At 64.6% G+C, this 22,048-nt stretch carries 16 protein-coding genes and 1 tRNA gene; 10 read left to right on the top strand and 7 right to left on the bottom strand.

Annotated features, from left to right (window positions below; translation table 11 throughout):
• The first annotated feature begins 66 nt into the window (after positions 1 to 66).
• From P0Y59_12450 to P0Y59_12440, 3 genes are all read left to right on the top strand, one after another.
• Positions 67 to 2,643 (top strand): TonB-dependent receptor, encoded by a 2,577-nt coding sequence (locus tag P0Y59_12450; protein ID WEK02451.1) that lies wholly within the window; start codon positions 67 to 69, stop codon positions 2,641 to 2,643.
• Between the two features lie 76 nt (positions 2,644 to 2,719).
• Positions 2,720 to 3,256: a superoxide dismutase family protein gene (locus P0Y59_12445; GenBank protein WEK02450.1), complete on the top strand. Its 537-nt coding sequence runs from the start codon at positions 2,720 to 2,722 to the stop codon at positions 3,254 to 3,256.
• A gap of 108 nt (positions 3,257 to 3,364) precedes the next feature.
• Complete coding sequence (locus P0Y59_12440; protein WEK02449.1) at positions 3,365 to 5,191, top strand: DUF885 domain-containing protein; 1,827 nt, start codon at positions 3,365 to 3,367, stop codon at positions 5,189 to 5,191.
• A gap of 27 nt (positions 5,192 to 5,218) precedes the next feature.
• Here the strand turns inward: P0Y59_12440 and P0Y59_12435 are convergent, their stop codons facing one another.
• Together P0Y59_12435 and thpR are read right to left on the bottom strand one after the other, a co-directional pair.
• The gene (locus tag P0Y59_12435; protein WEK02448.1) at positions 5,219 to 6,778 is read right to left on the bottom strand and encodes an MFS transporter; all 1,560 of its coding nucleotides are present in this window, start codon (positions 6,776 to 6,778) and stop codon (positions 5,219 to 5,221) included.
• A 69-nt stretch (positions 6,779 to 6,847) separates the two neighbouring features.
• Positions 6,848 to 7,390, bottom strand: coding sequence for an RNA 2',3'-cyclic phosphodiesterase (gene thpR, locus P0Y59_12430; GenBank protein ID WEK02447.1), 543 nt, complete (start codon positions 7,388 to 7,390; stop codon positions 6,848 to 6,850).
• A gap of 169 nt (positions 7,391 to 7,559) precedes the next feature.
• Between thpR and P0Y59_12425 the strand changes: the two genes are divergently transcribed.
• The 4 genes from P0Y59_12425 (at position 7,560) to P0Y59_12410 (ending at position 10,528) form a co-directional block, all read left to right on the top strand.
• On the top strand, positions 7,560 to 8,294 hold the full coding sequence (locus P0Y59_12425) for a Bax inhibitor-1/YccA family protein (GenBank protein ID WEK02446.1): 735 nt from the start codon (positions 7,560 to 7,562) through the stop codon (positions 8,292 to 8,294).
• 232 nt (positions 8,295 to 8,526) lie between these two features.
• Positions 8,527 to 9,309, top strand: coding sequence for a transglutaminase family protein (locus P0Y59_12420; protein ID WEK02445.1), 783 nt, complete (start codon positions 8,527 to 8,529; stop codon positions 9,307 to 9,309).
• 83 nt (positions 9,310 to 9,392) lie between these two features.
• Complete coding sequence (locus tag P0Y59_12415; GenBank protein ID WEK02444.1) at positions 9,393 to 9,701, top strand: hypothetical protein; 309 nt, start codon at positions 9,393 to 9,395, stop codon at positions 9,699 to 9,701.
• Positions 9,702 to 9,976: 275 nt separating this feature from the next.
• Positions 9,977 to 10,528 (top strand): hypothetical protein, encoded by a 552-nt coding sequence (locus P0Y59_12410; protein ID WEK02443.1) that lies wholly within the window; start codon positions 9,977 to 9,979, stop codon positions 10,526 to 10,528.
• Positions 10,529 to 10,564: 36 nt separating this feature from the next.
• On the opposite strand, the gene P0Y59_12405 is transcribed toward P0Y59_12410, so the two are convergent.
• Positions 10,565 to 11,287 (bottom strand): extensin family protein, encoded by a 723-nt coding sequence (locus P0Y59_12405; GenBank protein WEK02442.1) that lies wholly within the window; start codon positions 11,285 to 11,287, stop codon positions 10,565 to 10,567.
• A gap of 20 nt (positions 11,288 to 11,307) precedes the next feature.
• Positions 11,308 to 12,063 carry an NUDIX domain-containing protein gene (locus P0Y59_12400; protein ID WEK02560.1) on the bottom strand — a complete coding sequence of 252 codons (756 nt, stop codon included), beginning with the start codon at positions 12,061 to 12,063 and terminating at the stop codon, positions 11,308 to 11,310.
• Positions 12,064 to 12,321: 258 nt separating this feature from the next.
• On the opposite strand from P0Y59_12400, the gene P0Y59_12395 reads away from it, so the two are divergent.
• A complete protein-coding gene (locus P0Y59_12395; GenBank protein ID WEK02441.1) occupies positions 12,322 to 14,565 on the top strand; it encodes a transferrin receptor-like dimerization domain-containing protein in 2,244 nt (747 codons plus the stop codon).
• Between the two features lie 69 nt (positions 14,566 to 14,634).
• On the opposite strand, the gene P0Y59_12390 is transcribed toward P0Y59_12395, so the two are convergent.
• Positions 14,635 to 15,252 carry a TetR/AcrR family transcriptional regulator gene (locus P0Y59_12390; protein WEK02440.1) on the bottom strand — a complete coding sequence of 206 codons (618 nt, stop codon included), beginning with the start codon at positions 15,250 to 15,252 and terminating at the stop codon, positions 14,635 to 14,637.
• 193 nt (positions 15,253 to 15,445) lie between these two features.
• On the opposite strand from P0Y59_12390, the gene P0Y59_12385 reads away from it, so the two are divergent.
• Positions 15,446 to 18,850 (top strand): acyl-[ACP]--phospholipid O-acyltransferase, encoded by a 3,405-nt coding sequence (locus tag P0Y59_12385; GenBank protein WEK02439.1) that lies wholly within the window; start codon positions 15,446 to 15,448, stop codon positions 18,848 to 18,850.
• Between the two features lie 159 nt (positions 18,851 to 19,009).
• On the opposite strand, the gene P0Y59_12380 is transcribed toward P0Y59_12385, so the two are convergent.
• Positions 19,010 to 20,362 (bottom strand): hypothetical protein, encoded by a 1,353-nt coding sequence (locus P0Y59_12380; protein WEK02438.1) that lies wholly within the window; start codon positions 20,360 to 20,362, stop codon positions 19,010 to 19,012.
• Between the two features lie 259 nt (positions 20,363 to 20,621).
• Positions 20,622 to 20,697, bottom strand: a tRNA-Ala gene (locus tag P0Y59_12375).
• Positions 20,698 to 20,932: 235 nt separating this feature from the next.
• Here P0Y59_12375 and P0Y59_12370 point away from each other — a divergent pair.
• Positions 20,933 to 21,928, top strand: coding sequence for a DUF2171 domain-containing protein (locus P0Y59_12370; protein ID WEK02437.1), 996 nt, complete (start codon positions 20,933 to 20,935; stop codon positions 21,926 to 21,928).
• Positions 21,929 to 22,048 lie beyond the last annotated feature (120 nt).

The raw sequence follows: 22,048 nt of genomic DNA, 5'->3' as shown, positions 1-22,048 counted from the left end.
GCTGCAACGGAGGCGACGCGGTCGCCACCTACTCGCCCCATAACAACCAAAAACAAGGGGCTCCTTATGACGATCCGCTCGACGATTCTCGCGCTCACCTGCCTTCCGGCGCTGGCGATCGCATCGGCCGCCCATGCCCAGGCAGCGCCCGAAGCGACCGCGATGGTCCAGGAAGCGTCAGCCGAGGGCGACATCGTCGTGACCGCGCAGCTTCGCAGCCAGAATGCGACCGAAGTGCCGATGGCGCTGACTGCCTATTCCGGCCGGTTCCTCGATGATCTGGGCATCACCGATTTCGAAAAGCTGTCGCGCTACGTCCCCGGCTTCGTCGTGCAAAACCAGTCGCCCAACAATCCCGGCTTCGTGATCCGCGGCATCACCTCGGACAGCGGCTCCGCGTTCAACGAGCCGCGCGTCTCGGTCTTCCAGGACGGCGTCTCCATCTCCAAGTCGCGCGGTTCCTATGTGGAACTGTTCGATCTGGAACGGGTCGAGGTGGCGAAGGGCCCGCAATCGACGCTGTATGGCCGCGGCGCGCTGATCGGGGCGGTCAACATCGTCCAGGCCAAGGCCGATCCGAGCGAGCAATATGGCTATTTCCGCGCCAGCTACGGCAATTTCAACGCCTATCAGGTCGATATGACGGCGAATGCGCCGATCACCGATACCCTCGCGATCCGTATCGCCGGCCGTTCGAAGAAGCGCGACGGCTATGTCGACAATCTGCTCGCCAAGGGCAACGATCAGGATTTCAACTCGGTCGATACCCAGGCGATCCGTGGCTCGCTGCGCTGGGCGCCGGGCAAGCTGACCCTGGACCTGATCGGCAATTATCAGGAGGATCATGCCAACGGCACGCCGTTCAAGTCGATCGCCTACAACCCGACCGATCCGGTGACGGGTGCGGTGATCGGCGATCGCGGGCGTAATTCGGGCGCGGCACTGGCGCCGCAGCCGGGTTTCGAGAACAGCACGCCGCTCGGCCTGAATCGTCGCGTCTGGGGTGCGACGGGCATCGCCAATTACGCGATCGACGATCACTGGTCGATCAACGCGCTGGGCTCCTATCGGCGCTTCCAGTCGCTCGAAGTGTTCGATGCCGACGGCATCTCGCTGCCGGCGCTGACCGCGGCGGAGGATGCGCGCGGCAACCAGACGATGGGCACGCTGCGCCTGTCCTACACGTCCGACCGTCTGACCGCGTTTTTCGGCGGCACCTATTTCCATGAGGACGGGCTGCAACGCACGCCGGCGTCGTTCGACGAGCGTGTGGCCCTCGCCCGGGTGGCCTCGGCGCTCAACGGCTTCATTCCCGGGCGTCCCGCGACCGATCCGGCGCCGCTGAGCTGGATCGGCAACCCCGCCTTCACTTCACAACTGATCCAGGGCGTGGCCGCCGCGAGCGGCGTCTCGCTTGGTTCGACCCCGGCGCTGGCCGCGGCGACCGCGCTGGGGATCGCGAGGAACCTCAAGGCGAACCATCTCGAAAGCTCGACCAACTATGCGCGGACCAACGCGGTCGACCTGTTCGCCGACGCCACGTTCCGTGTCACCGACCGGCTCGAGCTGGGGGCCGGCATCCGCTACAGCCATGACGACAAGTCGACCGGGATCACCGCCGCGGTGCTCAATGGCCGGTCGATCCTGGGCGGCTTCATCGGCGCGCTCAGTCTGCCGGCTGGCGCGCAGCGCGATGCGCTGATCGGCGCTCTGGCGCTGCCGGGGGCAGTGCTCAACAGCTTGCCGGCGAGCGCCGTGCCGTTCTTCGGCATCGGGCTTCAGCCAACGGCCGGCAATGGCACGCGCTTCGATCAGGGCCTCAAGGATTCCGGTTTCACCTGGCGCGCGACCGCTCGCTACGAGGCGAGCGCCGACGCCAGCATCTACGCCACCTATGCCCGGGGCCGCCGGCCCCAGGTGCTGAGCGTGTCGACGCCCGGTGCGCCCTATGGCGCGCCTAGCTTCAAGGTGCTGCCGTCGGAGACCGTCGACAGCTATGAAGTGGGCGTGAAGACTGCCTTGCTCGACCGCAAGCTGTTCGCTGACGGATCGGTGTTCCTGTATAATTACAGCAACTTCCAGACCCTTGAGCAGATCGGCACGCAGTTCGTGACGACCAATGCCGGCAAGGCGCGAAGCTATGGCTTCGAGGGGCAGGTCCGCTATGTCCCATCGGACGCGCTGATGCTGTTCGCGACCTATGCCTATAATCATGGCCGGTTCACCGAAGGCGTGCGCGACGGCAATCATTTCCGCCTCTCGCCCGACAATGCCGCCTCGGCGGGTTTCACGCTGAAGCAGCCGGTCGGCCCGGTGAAGATCGATTTCACCCCGAGCGTGACCTGGCAGTCGAGCATCTTCTTCGATGACGACAACGATCTGCCGGCGCTGCAGAAGGGCAATCTGATCCCCGATATGGTGCAGGACGAATTCCAGAAGGGCTATGCGCTGGTCGATGCGCGGTTCGGCGTTGAATCCGCCAACGGCATCTGGCGGCTCGAGGCGTTCGTCACGAACCTGTTCGACCGCAAATATATCAAAGATGCCGGCAATACCGGGGACGCGCTGGGCCTGCCGACCTTCATCGGCGGCGAGCCCCGCTTCTACGGCCTGTCGCTGACCGTGCGGAGCCGCGCGCGCTGAGCGTCAACAGCAGTTGCGCGGAACCGCGCCGCGCCGTAGCGGTTGGACGGGGCGGGACGCCAACGGGAGAAATTAGATGCGGATCATGACGATCGGGACGGCGGCTGCGCTTGTGCTCGGGCTTTCGGCGTGCGGCAAATCGCATGCCGAGGTCGGGGCACCGGTCGCCGATGGTGCGGTGGCAACCGCAAGCCTGCGTACTGCGGACGGCGCCGATGCGGGCCGGGTCACCGCGCATGAAGTGACGGGTGGCCTGCGCTTCACCATCGATGCCAAGGGCCTGCCGCCGGGCACCCACGGTGCGCATGTACATACGACCGGCACGTGCACGCCGCCGGATTTCGCCAGCGCTGGCGGGCACTGGAACCCGACCGGGATGAAGCATGGCTCGATGAACCCGGCGGGGCCGCATGAGGGGGACCTGCCCAATCTCATCGTCGGCACCGACGGGCGTGGCACGCTTGGCATCACCATTCCGGGCGCGACGATGGCCGGACTGCTGGACGCTGACGGATCGGCGATCGTGGTGCATGCCGCAGCGGACGACCTGATGACCGATCCGTCGGGCAACAGCGGCGCGCGGATCGCGTGCGGGGTGTTCGCGGCGGGCTAGCCGCTGCCGGCACGTCGCGCTGGAAGCGGGCGCGGGTGGCGACGGTGTCGCTTGTCGTTCGGGACTGACATTCCTAGGCTCCGGCATCACCGGACGATAGGAAATGTCATGCACCTGAAGACCGCCCTCGCTGCCCTGCTCGCCTCCACCGCGACGGTGCCTGCCTATTCCCAGGCCTTGGCGCCGCCGGTGCCGCTCGCGGGCGACAGTGCCGAGGACATGAAGCTCAAGCGGCTGTTCTACGACAGCGACGAAGCAGGTCTGAAGCGCGACCCGATCTCGGCCATCTTCAGGGGCGATCTGCGCTATGCGGACCAGTTCGGCGACTATCTGTCCGACGCCCATATCGCTGCCGAACGTGCCGCCAATGACAGCAACCTGCGCAATCTGGCGACGATCGACCGGGCGAAGCTGACGGCGGTGGATCAGGTCGCCTATGACGTGTTCCGCAACCAGACCGAGATCGCCCTGCGCGGGCTGGGCCAGGATATCGTGGCGCTGACGATCGTCCGGCCGCTCGACCATTTCTTCGGTTTCCAGACCTTCTATCCCGATTTCGCGTCCGGCCAGGGGGCTGCGCCGTTCAAGACGCTGGCGGATTACGAGAACAACCTGAGGCGCAACACAGGCTATGCGCGGCTGCTCGACGAGGCGATCGTTCGCTTTCGCGAGGGCATGAAGGCGGGGATCGTCCAGCCCAAGCTGGTCGTGCGGAACATGATCGGCCAGTTCGACAATCTGATCGCCGAGCAGGGCGAGGCATCGACATTCTATGGCCCGGTGAAGAAGTTTCCGGAGGGAATCTCTCCCGCCGATCAGGCACGGCTCAGGGCCGCTTATGCGGCGCAGATCAGCGATGTGATCGTGCCGGCGGAGAAGCGGATGCGCGATTTCCTGGCCAATAGCTATCTGGCGGCGGCGCGGGACAGCGTCGGCCTGTCGGGCATGCCGGGCGGGGACAAGCTCTATGCCTATCTGATCGAATCCAACACGACGCTGCCGCTCGGGGCAGACGAGGTGCACAAGCTGGGCCTGTCGGAGGTCGCGCGCATCCTGAAGGCGATGGAGGTGCAGAAGAATGCCGTCGGCTTCAAGGGCACGCTGGCGGAATTCTTCACCTTCCTGCGCACCGACAAGAGGTTCGCGCCCCAATCTGCGGCGCAGTTGCGCGACGGCTATACCGCGATCGGCGCGCGCATCCAGAAGCGCATCGGCGAGCAATTCTCCCTGCTGCCCAAGACCGCGCTGGAGATCCGCCCGGTGCCGGCCTACAAGGAAAAGACCGATGCCGGCGGGTCCTACCAGGGCGGTACGCCGGACGGGTCGCGGCCGGGCGTCTTCTATTACAATACCTATGACCTTCCCTCGCGCTACATGTGGGAGATGGAGACCCTGTTCCTGCACGAGGCGGTGCCGGGGCATCATTTCCAGATCAGCCTCGCGCAGGAAAACGCGGCCCTCCCCGCTTTCATGCGGTTCGGCGGGAATACTGCCTATAGCGAGGGGTGGGGCCTCTATGCCGAGACGCTGTGGCCCGAACTCGGCGTCGAGACCGACGCGTATCAGCGGATGGGCGGCCTGAACGACGAGATGCTGCGTGCGATGCGGCTGGTGGTCGATACGGGCATTCACGCCAAGGGTTGGACCCGCGACCAGTCGATCGATTATATGCTCGCCAATTCGCCGATGGCCCGCACCGACGCGACGGCCGAGGTGGAGCGCTACATCGCGATTCCCGGGCAGGCGCTTGCCTACAAGATCGGGCAGCTGACCATTTCCGGCGCCAAGGCCAAGGCAAAGGCGGCGCTTGGCGCCAAATTCGATCCGCGCGGCTTCCACGCGGAAGTACTCGACACGGGCGCGTTGCCGATGCCCGTGCTGGAGAAGAAGATCGACCGCTGGATCGCGGCGGGTGGGCCCGTGGCGGTGCGCTGAGGTCCTCGGTACGGCCGCGTGGCAGGGTCAGATCGCTTCGCCTGCCTCGCGCGCCCAGGTCTCGCGACTGGCCTCGGCCTTCGGAACCAGCCGATAGGCGGCGATGCCGGCCGCCAGCGTGACGGGTATGGTCAGCAGCAGGGAAAGCACGCCGACCGACAGGCTGCCGGTCAGCGTGGAGACGCGCCCTGCCAGATAGGGGCCCATCGCCAGGCCGAGCAACGTCGTGCCGATGAAGAAGGTCCCCGTCGCCGTCCCGCGCATGCGCGGTAGCACCAGGTCCTGCATCGTCGCCGCGGAGGCGCCGAGGGCCGAGGCGGCGCAGATCTGGGCGACGGGGAGCATCGCGTAATAGAGCCACAGATCATGAGTGGTGAAGGCGACCCAGACCGCCGGCAGCGGCGCGACCGCCCCGAAGATGACGACCATCACGCGCCCGTTGGCGAAGCTCCGCCGAAGCCGGTCGGCGACGATGCCGCCGATCGTGACGCCGATGAAGCCGCCCGCAGCGCCGAACCCGCCGATCAGCAGTCCGGCGGTCGCGGGCGAGGCGCCCAGGTCGCGCAGCGCATGGGGTGCCGCCCAGAAGCTTACCGCATAGGAGAGGAAGGCGTTGAGGCCATAGGCGACGACGATGCAGAGGAAGGCGGGATTGCCGACGATCAGGCGGAAGGTCGGCGGATCGCGCCGCTTCAACGCACAAGCCCAGGAGAAGACGGCATAGACGCCGATCCCGATCGCGACCCATTGCGGCCAGGGCTCGCCGACGGCGATCAGCCCGCTGACGCAACCGATCACGACCGCCAGACCGAGCAGGTTGACGATGAAGGCGCGGACGCCGCCGCGCGCCGCGCCGATCAGGGTCAGCGGCGGCAAGATGGTGAGGAGTTCTTCGAGGAACTCGCGGAACGGGGCGGGGTGCGGTGCCGGCTCGGCCAGCCCCTCTGACGCGCCGCGCTTCGGTTCGCGCAGCGTCGCGATCCACAGGGCGACGATCAGCCCTGGAATGCCCACGATCAGGAAAGCCGCCTGCCAGCCGTGCAGGCCAAGTGGCCCGCCTTCGGGCCATGCCTTGTTCCAGCGCTGGACGATGAGCCCGCCGATGCCGAGCGACAGCCCGCCGCCGACATAGAGGCCGGAAGAGTAGATCGCGAGCGCAGTCGCGCGCAGGCGCTTCGGGAAATAGTCGGAGATCAGCGAATAGGCCGAGGGGCTGGCGGTGGCCTCGCCGACGCCGACGCCGATCCGCGCTGCCGCCAGCATCCCGCCGCTTCGCGCGAAGCCGGACAGGGCGGTCATGCCCGACCAGAGCGCGAGGCCGATCGTCATCAGCCGGACTCGGTTCCAGTTGTCGGCCAGGCGGCCGAGCGGAATGCCGAACAGCGAATAGAACACGCCGAACGCCGTGCCGTAGAGGAAGCCGAGATCCTCGTCCTTGAGCCCCAGGTCGCGCTTGATGTCCTCGGCCAGGATGGAGATGATCTGCCGGTCGACGAAATTGAGAATGTAGACCAGGAACAGGATGCCGAGGACGTACCAGGCATAGGCTGGCGTGCGCGACGACGCGCCGGTGGGTGTGGTGGCCATGATCCTCCCCATCTGTTTTTTGCCCGGTGAGGCTAGCAGAGCGTGGAGGATACGGAAGCGGATTCGGCTTCAGTCGAGGTGCCAGCGTTCCACGACGTCATATCGCGCGCCTTCGCCGCCGAGATGGCTTTCGAACAGGGTCATATGCTCGATCTTGAAGGGCGGGCTGGCCAGGCCGGCATGGGCCGCCCGCCACCGCTCGATCTCAGGCCCGAAGCCCGCGCCGCGGCTGATCCGCGCGAGCGTGACATGCGGTAGATAGGCACGACCCTCCGGCGCGAGGCCGAGGCGCACGAGTGCGTGATCGATCTTCCGGTGAAGCGCGGCGAGCGCGTCGTGCGGGGCGACACCGGCCCAGAGCGCATCGATACGGTTCTTCTTGTCGAAGGCGCCGACGCCCGACAGCGCCACCTCGACCGGCGGCGCATGGACCTGGCCGAGCGCCAGCACGATATCCTCCGCCGTGCGGCCGTCGACCGGGCCGATGTAGCGGACGGTCAGGTGGAGCTGGCCGTCATCCTGCCAGCGTGCCTGGGGCACGCCGTCCATCGTCGCGGCAAGGGCGGCGCGGACCGCAGGGGGTGGACGCAGGGCGACGAACAGGCGGTGCATGCGCGCGATTCTACCGCGCCTGTCGTCATTGTCATCTCCCGCGCCGGCTTTTGTAATAAAGTGTTGCTTGCCCCTAAGACACGCCCGCCGGATTGTCTTGAAAACCCCTCTGATAAGAGCGATATTCCGGTCATCCGGCATGATGCCGGGTCAAAGGAGCTTTTTCGAAATGGCTAATTGGTCCGACCCCCAATCTGGCGCGACATCGTTCGCGACGGCAACGGGCGCACGCACCGAGGCGTTTGACGCGGGTCTGCGCCGCTACATGCTGTCGGTCTATAACTACATGTTCTCGGGGATCCTGCTGACGGGTATCGTCGCGATGGCCTTCGCCGGCTCCGGTATGGCCGCTCAGGTGTTCCAGAATCCCGGCATCCTGAAGTGGATTATCGTGTTCGCCCCACTCGGTTTCGTGTTCGGCATGAGCTACGGCGGCGGGCGGATGTCCGCCGGCACGCTCCAGGCGATGTTCTGGGGCTTCGCGGTGGCGATGGGCCTGTCGCTCTCGACCATCTTCCTCCAGTACACCGGCACCTCGATCGCTCAGTCGTTCTTCGCGACGGCGGCGGCGTTCGGTGGTCTCAGCCTTTACGGCTACACGACCAAGCGTGACCTGTCGGCGTTCGGCACCTTCCTGATCATGGGCCTTGTCGGCCTGATCGTGGCGAGCCTGCTGAACCTGTTCTTCCAGTCGGGTGCGTTCGCGCTGGTGATCAGCATCGTCGGCGTGCTGCTGTTCGCTGGCCTCACCGCGTATGACACGCAGCGTACCAAGAGCATGTATGCTCAGGTCGCCGGTACCAGTGCCGAGCAGCATGTCGTGATCATGTCGGCGCTGAACCTGTATCTCGACTTCATCAACATGTTCATGTTCATCCTGCGTCTGTTCGGCAACCGGAACTAAGACGGGCCGGAACCAGAGCGCGGCTTGATCGCTCAAACGAGAGGCCCGGCGGGGAAACCTGCCGGGCCTTTTATTGTGTTTGATACTCCCTCTCCCATCGGGAGAGGGAAGGGGCCCATTACGCAAGCAATGGGACGGGTGAGGGTGTTGTCGCGCCTTCGCTCAAGCCCACCCTTCCGCCCCTTCGGGGCTCCCACCCTCTCCTGGAAGGAGAGGGGATTTAGGAACCGCCATGCGCCTCGCGATCGACGTGATGCTCGATTACTGGATCGAAGGTTCGGCGGACGTGCTGCTGCTGGTCGAGGCGGCGGCGATGGCCGATCAGCGGCTGGAGCAGCAGGACCTCAGCATCTATTGCAATGAGCCGTTGCGCGCCGTGCGCGGCGAGGAAGGGATCGGCCAGCGAACCTGGGCGCGGGGCGACGGTGCCTTCCGTGTCGAATATCGTGCGGTGGTGGCGATCGACCGGGGCGTCGCCGATCTGGCGGCACTGGCGCCGACCCCGGCGCGGATGCTGCCGGCGGTGACCATCCCCTATCTGCTGCCCAGCCGATATTGCGAGTCCGACAAGTTCGAAGGATTTGTCGAGCAGGAGTTTGCCGGGCTCGAAGGCGGCGCGCTTGCCGCGGCGATGGGTGACTGGGTGCGTGCACACCTGACCTATGCGTCGGGAAGCAGCAGCGGCGTGACGACGGCGCTGATGACCTTTGCCGATCGCCGCGGCGTGTGTCGCGACTATGCCCATCTGCTGGTCGCACTGGCACGGGCGGGTGGAATCCCGGCGCGGTGCGTGTCGGCCTATGCGCCGGGCGTCGATCCGCCCGATTTCCACGCTGTTGCTGAGCTGTGGCTGGCAGGGGCCTGGCATCTGGTGGATGCGACCGGCATGGCGTCGTGCAGCGATCTCGCCCGGGTGGCGGTTGGGCGCGACGCGACCGACATCGCGTTCATGACCGTCTTCGGCCGGGCGATGATGAACCAGCAGCGTGTTGTAGTTCGCCGGATCGACGGCTGATCCCGGCGTCGGCGGATCACGTGCGCAGGAACGCATCCGGCGCGTCGCTCGTTCTATCCTCGTAACAGCCCAGGAGAGTGGCGATGACCGAGGACCGGACGACAATCGATCAGAAGACGCCCGACAGCCGGGACGTGGCTGCAGGCGATCCCGAGGAAAATGAGGCGATCCATCATCCTCGGCAGGAAGCCGGGCAGGATGCCTCGATCGCCGCGCGGCTCGAGCGCGATCCTGAAAGCAAGGAGGCACGGCTCGACGCTGCACTCGACGAATCGATGGATGCGTCAGACCCGCCTTCCTCGACTCAGCCCGTGCACAATCACGCGCCGGCGGCATCCTCAGGCTATGACGCCGATGAAGAGGCGCGCCTGAAGAAAGAGAAGGCGGGCTGAGGCCTTCAGCGCCTGAACCCGTCTCAGGAATATTACCGACCATCACCGCCCCTGTCCGCATCCGCGGGGAGGGGCGGTTTCAGTGATATGTTGCGCAACTATCGCACTTGTCCGCACTTTTCGGTCTGCAGCACACCGTTCGTCGCAACCTTTGTTGCATCGCAGCAGGAACTATGATTCGATGCTTAACGCCGGACGACGGCGCGTTAAGGACCCTGTTAACCATCCTGGCGCATCATCGGCACCGGTTCCACGATTGCGGGTGGGGTGACGATATGGGTGCCAAGATGAAACCGGCGAATGGCGCGATGACGCTGGCCGAGATGAAGGAATTCGCGAGTTTCAGTTCCTCGACCCAGCGCTATATCCGGCGCTCGCTCGACATCGGTCTCGACCGCGACGACGCAATGAGCCGCTGGTCGCGCGACGTGGTGGAGGCCGCCAGCATCCGCGCCCAGGCCCGCCTCTATGCCCGCCTTCCCGATATCCGCGCGATCATCCCCGACGATAGCGGCCTCGACTCGGTCGAGCCCTTCCTGGCGCCGCTGATGACGGTGACGGCATTCGATCTGGGGCAGGGACGGCTCACCACTTTCTCTGCCTATCGCTTCCTCTACGAGCGGCTGATCGGCGCCGAGGTGCGGCCGTGGCTGCCCGCCGCTTTCTGCTCGGCGGCGGCGCTGCCGCACCTCCATCCTGACCTGCGCCGCAAATTGCTCCAGTCGATCAGCGAGGCGGCCGCAACCGCGTCGGGCTGGTCGAATCGTCAGCCGGCCTTCTTCCCGAAATGGGTTGAAAAGGTCGAGGCGCCCGCGCTGCCGCATTGATCACCTGCTTCCCCTCCCTTGAAGGGAGGGGGGCGTTCACCGGCACGCCCGCCAGCCGAACTCGCCGCGCGCTGCCTGGTCCAGGTGCAGATGGTCCCGGTGCGCCGCGTTATAGTCGGGCGATAGCGTGGTCGAGAACAGGCGGCATGCACCATTGCGGGCTTCGTGGAGGAACGTCGCTTCGGGCCCGTCGCCTTTCCAGTCAGCCGCCACGGTGATGCGCTTGCCGTTCGCCAGGCGGAAGCCCGCGATGTCGATCGCGTTGGCGGTGGCGTGCTCGCTCCATGCGGTGCTGCCGCCGATGCGACGGCAATTATAGCTGCCGAAATGCTCGATCGTCGCGACCGGGCTGCCGAGCAACCGGCGCGCGGCGGGCTGGATCACGTTCCACTCCCACACTGACAGGGCAGCCGCCACCGGGCAGGCGGTGCCGAGATCGGCCGGCGAATAGGCGGCGCGCCGGGATCCGCCGGAATCGAAGCGTACCCCGTCGGCATAGCCGCACCGGCCGGCCTTTACCTCGGCCAGCGCCGTGTAGCGTACTCCCGCCCTGTCGAGCAGCGCCCGGCATCTGGGGAAATCGCCGGTCAGGCTGGCGAGCTTCCGACCCGTCATCATGCCGACCGGCTGGCTCAGGTCGAGCGGGGTCCAGGGCAGATCCTGTGGCCGGCCGCGCAGCGCGGCGAACAGCAACAATGCCGCCGCCAGCACGATCGCGGCGATCGTCATGCCGCCGACCAACCCCCGTATTGTCCGCATTGCCGTCCGCATCGGGGCCCTCAACCTCTGAGGGCGCTCGTGATCGGTTCCGCGGTGACTGGATAGCCGAGATCGTCGGGGATGCGGAGGTGCGGCACGCCGCCGATCTGGTCTTCCCACGGCGTGACCGGACGGATCGGGTAGCGCGCCGCGTCGGCCGCCGCTTCGTCGAAGCTCGCGAAGCGCGCGAGGCGTTCGAGGTTGCGGCGCGTCGGGAAGATGATCCGTGCGCGGCCGGCATCGGCATCGTCGAGCACTGCCTGCGCCGTCGCCCAGAAGACGCGGACATTCTCGGTGTCGTCGACCACCGGTTCGGATACTCCCTCAGGCATGCGCGCGATATAGAATCGGGTGTCGAAGATGCGCATATGCGCATGCGCCGGCAGCCAGCGGGCAAAGGGGACGAGCGGTGCTGGGTCAAGCGCGAGCCCGGCGTCGTGCAGCGCCTCGCCGAACGAGATACCGGCGTGCAGTGCCGCGCGAAGAGCGGCGAGGGCATCGGCGTCCGGACTGGGATTCAGGCCGACCGGAACGCCCACTTCCTCGACCGTCTCGCGGATCGCGGCGATACGCGCCGCCATGTCCTCGGGATCGCCGGGCAGCGTCAGCGCCAGCGCATGGTCGCCCGGATCGACCCGGCCGCCGGGGAACACCAGCGCGCCGCCAGCGAACACCATCGCCTTGGAACGTTCCACCATCAGCAGTTCGGGCGCGCCCGGTCCTTCGCGGAACAGGACGAGCGTGGCGGCGGGGATGGCGGGCGACACGTCGGACATGGGGCTGGTGTAGGCATGCCAGGCGCAGCTTACCAGCGTGGCCATGAAGGTCTTCCGGGTAGCGCGCGAGACGGATCTGTCGGGAGCCATTGACGAAGCGCGGTTGAGACGTCGGATGATGGCGCGGCGACATGCCCTCGCGACAGGGGCGGCGATATTCAGTCCGGGTATCGGCACATGCTTTCGCGCTTCCCCGTTGCATCGCGGTGCCGGCGTGGCATGCTGCGCCAACACACAGGTCGCAGGGGGATTCTCTACATGGCGAAGCTCGGATTTCTGATGGCGGGCGCGTGCGCCCTGGTGCTGGCGCAGGCGGGGTTCGCGGCACCGGCGGACCAGAAGGCCAATGAGGCGGCGTTCGACGCGGGTGTGAGCTCGCAGGACCAGATGGACTGGCTCAAGATCATGTCCTCAGCGCCCAACCATGTCGGGTCGCCGCATGACAAGGCCAATGCCGAGTTCATCCTGGCGAAGTTCAAGGAATGGGGCTGGGATGCGAAGATCGAGACCTTCCAGGTGCTCTATCCGACGCCGATCTCGACCGTTGTCGAGATGGTCGCGCCCGAGAAGATCGTGCTCGGCGGGCAGGAGCCGGCGGTGCCGGGCGACGATACCTCGGCCAACCTCGCCGGCGCGCTGCCACCCTATGTCGCCTTCCAGGGCGACGGCGACGTCACCGGCGACCTGGTCTATGTGAACTACGGTCTGCCCGACGATTACAAGGCGCTCGCGCGGCGCGGGATCGACGTGAAGGGCAAGATCGTCATCGCCCGTTACGGTGCCGGCTGGCGCGGCCTGAAGCCCAAGCTGGCGCAGGAGCATGGCGCGATCGGCTGCATCATCTATTCCGATCCGCAACAGGACGGCTATGGTGACGGCGACGTCTATCCCAAGGGGGGCGCTCGTCCCGACTTCGGCGTGCAGCGCGGCTCGGTCGCTGACATGACCGTCTATCCTGGCGACCCGCTGACCCCGGGCATCGGCTCGACCGCGAATGCCAAGCGGATCGATCGCAAGGATGCGGTGACCATCCTGAAGATTCCGGTGCTGCCCATGTCCTATGGCGACGCGAGCAAGCTGCTGTCGCGTCTCGGCGGGCCGCTGGTGGCCAATGGCGCGCAGGGCGCCCTGCCGATCGCCTATCACACCGGGGGCGACGGCAAGGTGCAGGTGCATCTCGCGGTCAAGTCCGACTGGTCGCAGAAGACCATCTATGATGTGATCGCGACGTTGAAGGGGTCGCAATATCCCGACCAGTGGGTGGTGCGCGGCAACCATCATGACGGCTGGGTGTTCGGCGCGTCCGATCCGCTGTCGGGCAATGTCGCCATGCTGTCCGAAGCGAAGGCGCTGGGCGGCCTGTGGAAGCAGGGTTGGCGGCCGAAACGGACAATCGTCTATGCAAGCTGGGATGCCGAGGAGCCGATGCTGCTCGGCTCGACCGAATGGGCTGAAGCTCACGAGGCCGAGCTCAAGGCCAAGGCGGTCCTCTATATCAACACCGATGGCAATGGCCGCGGCTTCCTGGGCGCCGAAGGTAGCCATGATTTCCAGCATCTGGTGAATTCGGTCGCCGCCGACGTGACGGACCCGCAGACCGGCGTCAGCGTCGCTGAGCGGGCCAGGGCAGGGCTGCGCGCCCGGGCCTATGACAAGATTGGCCGGGTCGACGATGCCGCGCTGGCAGCGGCGGAAAAAGGCGGCGACGTGCCGATGGGCGCGCTTGGGTCGGGATCCGACTATTCGGCCTATCTGCAGCATCTCGGCTTGCCGGCGCTCAATATCGGGTTCGGCGGCGAGGAGGAAAGCGGCGGCGTCTATCACTCGATCTATGACAGCTATCACCATTTCACGACCTTCGACGATCCCGGCCTGAAATATGGCGCGGCGCTGTCCAAGACGGTTGGGCGGCTGGTGCTGCGTGTCGCCGACGCCGACACCCCGCCTCAGCGCTTCGGCGATTTCGCCGATACCGTCTCGACCTATCTGGGCGAGGTGAAGAAACTCGCCGAGGATCGCAGGACCGAGGATCGCAAGCGCGAGAAGCTGCTGGCTGACGGTGCTTTCCGCATCGCGAGCGATCCGCTCAAGCCGGTCGCGCCGGTGGCGGCCGAACCGAACACGCCGCATATCGAGCTGGCCGCACTCGAGGATGCGGTCGATCGGCTGAAGGCGGCGGCGACTGCCTATGACAGCGCCTATGCCGACAAGGGGGGCAAGCTCGATCAGGCGCGGCGCGTGAAGCTCAATGCGCAGCTCCGCGATATCGATCAGCTCCTGCTCGACGAGCGCGGCCTGCCCGGCCGGCCCTGGTACAAGCACATGATCTACGCGCCGGGCCGCTTCACCGGCTATGGTGCGAAGACATTGCCGGGGGTGCGCGAGGCGATCGAGGAGCGGCGCTTCGACGATGCCAATATCTATGCCGGGCGGACGGCCAAGGTGCTTGAGGCCTATGCGCTGCGGCTCGAAGCAGCGAAGGCGACGATCGAGGGCAAATAAAGGGCATTGGGAGAGGTGGTTTCGCGCAGCGGGACCACCTCTCCCCGCTCGAAACGAACGGCGACCTGGCTATGCCCGGCCGACAGCCGCTCCGGTCGCCCCGCCGGCTGCGAGCGCCTCGCGTACCCGGGCGAGCGCAGCCGCCTGCGGGTCCTGTTCGCCGAGCAGCGCGAAGGTGCCGTTGAGCGCGAACTCGCAATGGCCGTGGACCAGTGCCACCAGCGATCGGGCAAGGGCAGGGGCCTCGCCGCGCCGGTCCTGGGGCAGGACATGGGCGATCTCAGCCTCGACGATCCCGGTCAGCCCGCTGCGCAGCCGGCGATAGCCCTCGGGCATTTCGGTGCCCGGCGGCTGGCGGTGATCGTAGATCGCCATCCACAGATTGGGATTGCGCTCGGCGAAGTCGAAATAGCCGGCGACCAGCGCCGCGATCCGGTCGTCGCCGGCTACCGCCAGCTTCTCGCGCAGCCAGGCCGCCCACAGCACGAAGGTGCGGCTGTTGATCGCCAGCAGCAGCGCGTCGAGGCTGCCGAACACATTGTAGATCGTGCCGATCGAATAGCCGATCCGCTTCGCCACCTCGCGTGCCGAGAAGCGCGCATAGCCGGTTTCCGCCAGCAGCCCGTGACCTTCGGCGAGGATCAGCTCCTCCAGCTCCTCGCGCGAATGATCCGATCTGCGGCCCATGGAAGAGGGATTAGGGTTAAAATTGAACAGTGTCTAATTTATTTATTGAACAGCGCTCAATTTAATGGCATCTCCCCATCGTCCGGCGAGTCGCCGGGATTTGAACGGCTGGTCCCGGATCGGTGCAGACATGCCTTGGTGAAGGCGCGTCGGTCCGCCATGATCGCCCGTTCAGCTGGGAGGCACCTGATCAATGTCGGCACCCGATTTCTCGCTGCTCGCGAAACGGCGCTTCGCGCCGATGTTCGTCGTCCAGTTCCTTGGGGCGTTCAACGACAATGTCCTGAAGTTCGCGATGCTCAGCCTCGCGACCTACACGCTGTTCCCGCAGGACCCGAACCATGTCGCCCTGCTCGGCAACATCGCGACGGGCCTTTTCATCCTGCCCTATTTCCTCTTCTCCGCAATGGCGGGGCAGATTGCCGATGCGTGGGACAAGGCCCGGCTGGTCCGAATCATCAAGGGTGCTGAAATCGCCATCATGGGCCTTGGCCTGATCGGCTTCTGGTTCCAGTCAGTGCCGGCGCTGCTCGCCGCCCTCTTCATGATGGGCATGCACTCGACCTTTTTCGGGCCGGTCAAATATTCGATCCTGCCCCAGCATCTCCAGCATAACGAGATCGTCGGGGGCACCGGCCTGATCGAGGGCGGCACCTTCCTCGCCATCCTGGGCGGACAGTTGCTCGCGGTGACCGGCGTGCTGCCGGCCTGGGAATGCGGCCTGGCGGCGACCGCGCTGGCTGGCGTTGGCTTCGCGGCAAGCCTGGCGATCCCGCCCGCGCCGCCGGCGGCACCCGACCTGAGGATCGACCGCAACCCGTTCCGCAGCACCTGGCAGATCCTGAAGTCGGCGCATCAGGGCGAGGGCGTGTGGCTGTGCATCCTCGGGATCAGCTGGTTCTTCGCGGTCGGCGCGATCCTCGTCACCAATTTCCTGCCGCTGGTCTCCGGAGCGTTGGGCGGTACGCAGGGCGTGGTGACCCTGTTCCTGATCATCTTCTCCGTCTCGATCGCGCTCGGCTCGACCCTGGTCAACCGGCTGCTCAAGGGAGCCGTGTCGGCGAAATATGTGCCGGCCTCGGCGCTGGCGATGGCGGCCTTCATGATCGACCTGTGGCTCGCCACGCGCCATTATCCGATCCCGGGGACGCCGGTGACTTCCTGGGAGTTCGCGAAGAACCCGGGCAATTGGCGGGTGCTGGTCGATCTGGTCGGCATTTCGGCTGCCGGCGGCATGTTCGTCGTGCCGCTCTATGCGATCCTCCAGACGGCGACCCCGCCGGAGGAGCGCTCGCGCATCATCGCCGCCAACAATATCGTCAATGCGGCGATCATGGTCGCGGTGGTGGCGGTGGTTCTCTTCATCCAGGCCCAGGGCGCGAGCATCCCCGGCGTGATCGGGGCGCTCGGCTTCTCTACCATGGCGATCGCGCTGATCTCCTGCTGGCTGTTGCCGGAGACGGTGATCAAGTCCCTCCTGCGCGGCCTGCTCACCCTGGTCTATCGCATTGAGGTGCACGGCGCGGAGAATATGCCGCAACCGGGCGAACGCGCCGTCGTCGTGGTCAATCACGTGTCCTGGCTCGACGGACTGTTGCTCGCCGTGTTCCTGCCCGGCAAGCCGGTGTTCGCGGTGAACAGCCTGGTGGTGAAGCTGTGGTGGATCCAGCCGACGTTGAAGCTGTTCCGCGCCTTTCCGGTCGATCCGACCAACCCGATGTCGGCCAAGTCGATGGTCAAGGCGGTGCGCGACGGCAACACCCTGGTGATCTTCCCTGAGGGGCGCATCACCGTCACCGGCGCGCTGATGAAAATCTTCGACGGCCCCGGCATGGTTGCCGACAAGGCCGATGCGCCGATCGTCCCGGTGCGGATCGACGGGGCGCAGTTCACGCCCTTCTCCTATCTCAAGGGCAAGGTCAGACAGCGCACCTTTCCGCAGATCAGCCTGACGATCCTGCCGCCGCGCCGCTTCGTGATCGAGGGGCAGATGAGCGCGCGTGCGCGCCGTGCCATCGCCGGGCGGCATCTCTACGACGTGATGAGCGACATGATCTTCGCTACCTCCGACATCGACCGGACCCTGTTCCAGGCGCTGCTCGACGCGAAGGACATCCATGGCGGCAAGACGGCGGTGGTCGAGGACATCAAGCGCGATCCGCTCACCTACAAAAAGCTGATCACCGGCAGCCTGGCGCTTGGTCGCACGTTCGAACAGGGCACGAAGCAGGGCGAGGCGGTCGGCGTGCTGCTGCCCAATGTGTCGAGCGTGGTGGCGACCTTCTTCGCGCTCCAGGCGATCGGGCGGGTGCCGGCGATGCTCAACTATACCGCCGGCCTCGCCAACCTGAAGGCGGCGTGCGTGGCGGCGGAGGTCCGCACTATCGTCACCGCGCGTGCCTTCATTGCCCAGGCCAAGCTCGAGGCGGTGGCCGAGGGGCTGGCGGCGGAGGGTATTGCGATCCGCTATCTCGAGGACATCGCGGCCGGCATCGGTACGGGTGCCAAGCTTCGTGCGCTGCTCGCCACCCGCTTTGCCGGCCGGCTGCATCGCCGTCGCGTGGTCCCGCCGACGAGCGGCGCGGTGATCCTGTTCACCAGCGGATCGGAAGGCCTGCCCAAGGGCGTGGTGCTGACTCATCGCAACCTGCTGGCCAATTGTCTTCAGCTCTCTGCACGGATCGACTTCAACAAGAGCGACCTGGTGCTGAATGCGTTGCCGGTCTTCCACAGCTTCGGCCTGACCGGTGGCACGCTCCTGCCGATCCTCAGCGGCATCAAGACGCTGCTTTATCCGAGCCCGCTGCATTACCGGATCGTGCCCGCCCTGGCCTATGACGCCAATGCGACGATCCTGTTCGGCACCGACACCTTCCTCGCCGGCTATGCGCGCATGGCGCACAGCTATGATTTCTATTCGCTGCGCTACATCTTCGCCGGGGCCGAGCGCGTGCGAGACGAGACGCGGCGTGCCTATGCCGACAAGTTCGGGCTGCGCATCCTTGAAGGTTACGGCGCGACCGAGGCGGGGCCGGTGATCGCGGTCAACACGCCGATGTATTTCCGCTCGGGCAGCGTCGGCCGCCTGTTGCCGGGCATCGAGGCGACGCTTGAGGCGGTGCCCGGTATCGAGGAGGGTGGTCGCCTGTCGATCCGTGGGCCGAACATCATGGCCGGCTATCTCAAAGTCGACGCGCCGGGCCAGCTCCAGCCCCCGGCCGAAGGCTGGCACGATACCGGCGATATCGTCACGATCGACGAGGCCGGCTTCGTCACCATCCGGGGGCGCGCCAAGCGCTTCGCCAAGATCGGCGGCGAGATGGTCTCGCTCCCGGCAGTCGAGGGCTATGCCGCCGCGCTATGGCCTGACTCGGAACATGCCGTCGTCACCCGGCCTGACCCGAAAAAGGGCGAGCAGCTCGTGCTGTTCACCAGCCGCAGGGACGCGACCGCCGCTGCGCTCCAGGCCTGGGGCAAGGCGAACGGCGTGGCGGAACTCGCCATCCCGCGCGAGATCCGCGTGGTCGAGGCGCTGCCCGTGCTCGGCACGGGCAAGTTGGACTATGTGACGATGGGGGAAATGGCGGTGGGCGGGTGACGGGCTTGGGATGCCGCTGCTATGGGATCGGCCGCCCGGAATTCTTCCGGGCGACCTCCCCGCTATGTGCGCAGGCGTCTCCACTCTCGTGCCAAAGCACCGATGATTTGGTGGTCAGCATGGCCGCCTGGCGAGGCAGGCCTTGGCCAGGACGGGAAATCAGGAAGTAACATATCCCAGAATGCCTTCATAGAGATACCCGCCACTCGCGCCTTCCGAATAGTTTATCGTAATCAAATGGTCGCGCGTCGTGCCCCTGTAAAACCTGTAGAGCGGGTATGACCCGGGGTACTCCGAAATGGAGGCATATCCATAAATGCCCTCTTGGGTGAATCCTTCGCAATTACTCTGCGTTGACACGAAGTGATCGTTGTAAATGGCATTGTTGCATCGATAAAGGGCCTTCAGGCCAGAGTCCGCGGCTGGGAAAAGATGAAATCCGGTGGTTTCAAAAACGTAACCCGTACTGGCTCCCTCGGCATAAGAGGGCGTCATGAAGTGCTTCTGGTAACCGTAGAATCGGTATATCGGTATCATTGTAGTGATGGTTTGCCCTGGTACCGGGTAGGCGTTGAATGCATCGACTACCTCATCGACATTGCCCACCGCAAGTGGACATGAGTAAGTATAAGTAGATCCTGCAATAATATTTGTTTCTCCGAAGACGCATGACCATTTCGATGTGGCAGCTTGCCCGCCATATTTGATATAGGCAATATATCCTACACTCGGATTGGCAATGATGGCTGGCGATATCACGCCCATCGCATGCGCACCGTTCGGTTGCGCGATAATCACTGGTCTGGGCGTATGTTGACTGGGCGTATCAACCCCGCCCGCGGCAACCTTTATGAGTGTACGTGATGCGCGGTCATATTGCAGAAAAGTGCTGAAGCTGCTTGGCAGGTAGGCCGTTAATGCCTCAGCGTTGGATGAATTGTGATTCTCTGGGACGGTGAAACTGGTTTGAACATTGAGAAGATTGGGAATTGACGGGCCGAAAAAAGAGGTTGTTCTCGCTATCGTGTAATTGGAGAGGTCATTGGTATTTTGCGCAGTGGAAATTATATTGTCAGGGTATGGCAGGTTTGGGTTGCATGGTTTGTTGTAATTGTAGTTTTTAGGTAACCAGAATGCTGGCTGAGTCTGAGTCTGCAGAACATTGTTTGTATTTGAGATAAGATGTAATATACTTGTGGTCGTTTGACCGGTTCCGTCGGTTTCGGATCCAGCTTCGTTTGGATTGTAGCATTCGCCAAGATTATCCAGCTGGATAGCTGATTGTATTTCTCGGCCATGGTCGTAGATGTCTACATACTGAACGCCACGAAATGTAAGTGACACTATGGCGCCTGCGAAACGATCTGCTGATGCGGATACAGCCAAAGGATTGCCGTTCACGCTATAACTTATGGAAACGTCATTGGCATGTGCTGGTGTCATATATATAAATGGCAATATTATTGCTGAACGAAAAAGTAAGTATTTAGATTTTATGATCGAAATTGACACAGTCTTCTCCAAATGTAGGATGAGCGACATCGAATAATTGAAGAAATTGAAATGACGGTCAACTTCGGGTGAGGGAATCGTAGCCAGTTCGGTGAGAACTCTACATTCTTGTTCCAGGCGGGGAGTTGGTATTCGAAAGAACGAGGATCAAGGAAGGGGTGTCACCCGACAGGCGCGCGATTTCTTGCGCTGATAGCGGATTATCTATCGATAAGACGCCTCACGGCGTCTCCCCGGAGGGGGATGATTTTTGCTTGATTGGTGGAGCTGAGGGGAATCGAACCCCTGACCTCTGCAGTGCGATTGCAGCGCTCTCCCATCTGAGCTACAGCCCCGTTCCATCCGGCAAGAGCCGGAACCGCGCGTTTAGCGAGCCTTTCCGGGCGATGCAACCGGATCGCCCGGGCCCTCCGAACTTTCGCTGCGCCGAACTGCTCCAACGACGCGGCGAGATTTCGCTACGTCAGCGTAACTATCGGAACAATCACGGCTTTCATCCCTTTCTTGGCTGTCGGGCAGGCGCGATATTGCGGCCCGCCGGCACCGCAGAATTGAAGGAAGGACGCCGTCATGGATAATGGACGCTATCTCCGGAATACCAACCCGCAGGCCGATTATTCGGACAGCGGGGAAGGGAACTACACCCGCGATTATGGATCGGGTCAGGACTATACCTATTCCAGCGCCCGGGAATATCAGGCGGCCGGGGAACTGGGGCGCGGTCGTGGCCGGGACGATGGCCAGCGCGGCTATGGGCCGCGCGACTATGGCAATTCAGGCTATGCCTATCGCGACCAGCGTGCGCTTGGGCAGGGCCAGCGTCGCTATGCCCGGGATGCCGGCTTCCAGGGCGACTATCGCGGCAGCTATGGTGCTGACGGGCATCGCTTCACCGAGACGGGTGACCGCGACTATGGCCGCCGGGACACCTATGGCCAGCGGCGGGATCGTGAACGGCCTGAGGGGTATGATTATCAGGATCGCGACTTCTTCAGCCGTGCCGGTGACGAGGTTCGTTCGTGGTTCGGCGACGAGGAGGCTGAGCGCCGTCGTGAACTGGATTCGCGTTACGACGAGCGCCACGGCGGGCGCGGGCACGGCCCTTATGCGCGCGATGATGATTATCATAGCTGGCGCCGGTCGCAGATCGACGCGCTCGACCGCGACTATGACGAATATCGCCGCGAGAACCGATCGAAGTTCGAGAACGAGTTCGGCAGCTGGCGCACTGAACGCCAGACTCAGCGCAGCGCTCTGTCGAAGGTCGCCGAACATATGGAAGTGCTCGGCTCCGATGGTGAGCATGTCGGCACCGTCGACAAGGTGCGCGGCGATCGCATCATCCTGACCAAGAGCGATGTCGATGCCGGCGGACGACACCATTCGATCCCGTCGCGCTGGATCGAGTCGGTCGACGACAAGGTGAAGATCCGCAAGACGGCTGAGGATGCCAAGGCGCACTGGCGCGATGAGGAGCGCAACGGCGCCTTCTTCAACGAGAATCGCGACGAGGACAGCGGCAAGGGTCCGCATGCCCTCAACCGCAGCTTCTCGGGCACCTATTGAGGCCTTCTCCCCTCTCCCGGTGGGAGAGGGGGAAAGCCGCGTAGCGGCGCGGGGTGAGGGCGGCCGGTTTGCACCGGTTGTCCTCGCCTTTTCATGTCTAACGCCAGCATTGATGGCCGG

It is taken from the genome of Candidatus Sphingomonas phytovorans (genome assembly GCA_029202385.1).
Classification (GTDB): domain Bacteria; phylum Pseudomonadota; class Alphaproteobacteria; order Sphingomonadales; family Sphingomonadaceae; genus Sphingomonas; species Sphingomonas phytovorans.
Note: the sequence above shows the minus strand (reverse complement) of the source record. Positions and strands in the feature narration are given on the sequence as shown.

Coding starts and splice junctions, on each gene's coding strand:
- P0Y59_12450 (WEK02451.1), top strand. CDS start 67: ATGACGATCCGCTCGACGATTCTCGCGCTCACCTGCCTTCCGGCGCTG.
- P0Y59_12445 (WEK02450.1), top strand. CDS start 2,720: ATGCGGATCATGACGATCGGGACGGCGGCTGCGCTTGTGCTCGGGCTT.
- P0Y59_12440 (WEK02449.1), top strand. CDS start 3,365: ATGCACCTGAAGACCGCCCTCGCTGCCCTGCTCGCCTCCACCGCGACG.
- P0Y59_12435 (WEK02448.1), bottom strand. CDS start 6,778: ATGGCCACCACACCCACCGGCGCGTCGTCGCGCACGCCAGCCTATGCC.
- thpR (WEK02447.1), bottom strand. CDS start 7,390: ATGCACCGCCTGTTCGTCGCCCTGCGTCCACCCCCTGCGGTCCGCGCC.
- P0Y59_12425 (WEK02446.1), top strand. CDS start 7,560: ATGGCTAATTGGTCCGACCCCCAATCTGGCGCGACATCGTTCGCGACG.
- P0Y59_12420 (WEK02445.1), top strand. CDS start 8,527: ATGCGCCTCGCGATCGACGTGATGCTCGATTACTGGATCGAAGGTTCG.
- P0Y59_12415 (WEK02444.1), top strand. CDS start 9,393: ATGACCGAGGACCGGACGACAATCGATCAGAAGACGCCCGACAGCCGG.
- P0Y59_12410 (WEK02443.1), top strand. CDS start 9,977: ATGGGTGCCAAGATGAAACCGGCGAATGGCGCGATGACGCTGGCCGAG.
- P0Y59_12405 (WEK02442.1), bottom strand. CDS start 11,287: ATGCGGACAATACGGGGGTTGGTCGGCGGCATGACGATCGCCGCGATC.
- P0Y59_12400 (WEK02560.1), bottom strand. CDS start 12,063: ATGTCCGACGTGTCGCCCGCCATCCCCGCCGCCACGCTCGTCCTGTTC.
- P0Y59_12395 (WEK02441.1), top strand. CDS start 12,322: ATGGCGAAGCTCGGATTTCTGATGGCGGGCGCGTGCGCCCTGGTGCTG.
- P0Y59_12390 (WEK02440.1), bottom strand. CDS start 15,252: ATGGGCCGCAGATCGGATCATTCGCGCGAGGAGCTGGAGGAGCTGATC.
- P0Y59_12385 (WEK02439.1), top strand. CDS start 15,446: ATGTCGGCACCCGATTTCTCGCTGCTCGCGAAACGGCGCTTCGCGCCG.
- P0Y59_12370 (WEK02437.1), top strand. CDS start 20,933: ATGGATAATGGACGCTATCTCCGGAATACCAACCCGCAGGCCGATTAT.